Annotated in this window: 1 protein-coding gene; it reads right to left on the bottom strand. The window is 59.6% G+C overall.

Going from position 1 to position 235, the window contains the following annotated elements; genetic code table 11:
* The coding region (locus AACY08_RS30320) for an RHS domain-containing protein (protein ID WP_339472765.1) at nt 1-235 on the bottom strand (235 nt) is incomplete at both ends.

Below are 235 nucleotides of genomic sequence, written 5' to 3'. Positions count from 1 at the left end.
TGCGCGGACCAGATGATTTCGCCATCTGGGGCGGTGAGTTCTTGTGGCGTGCCGAGGTGGTCGAGTTGGTAATGGTAGGGCTTCGTTTCTTTTGGACCGAAACCTTCCAGCAGCGCCAACGGGCGGAAGCTGTCCGGTTCGTAGAGGTAGCTGCGGTGCCGGTCCGCGTGGTGTTCGGCGATGAGTTTGTCGCCTTGCCAGAAGAACTCGGTGGTTAGGCCGTCGATGGTTTTGC

The sequence above is a fragment of the Pseudomonas sp. EL_65y_Pfl1_R83 genome (genome assembly GCF_963970695.1).
Lineage (GTDB): Bacteria > Pseudomonadota > Gammaproteobacteria > Pseudomonadales > Pseudomonadaceae > Aquipseudomonas > Aquipseudomonas tritici.
The sequence above is the reverse complement of the archived record's forward strand: the minus strand, read 5'-3'. Positions and strand labels throughout refer to the sequence as shown.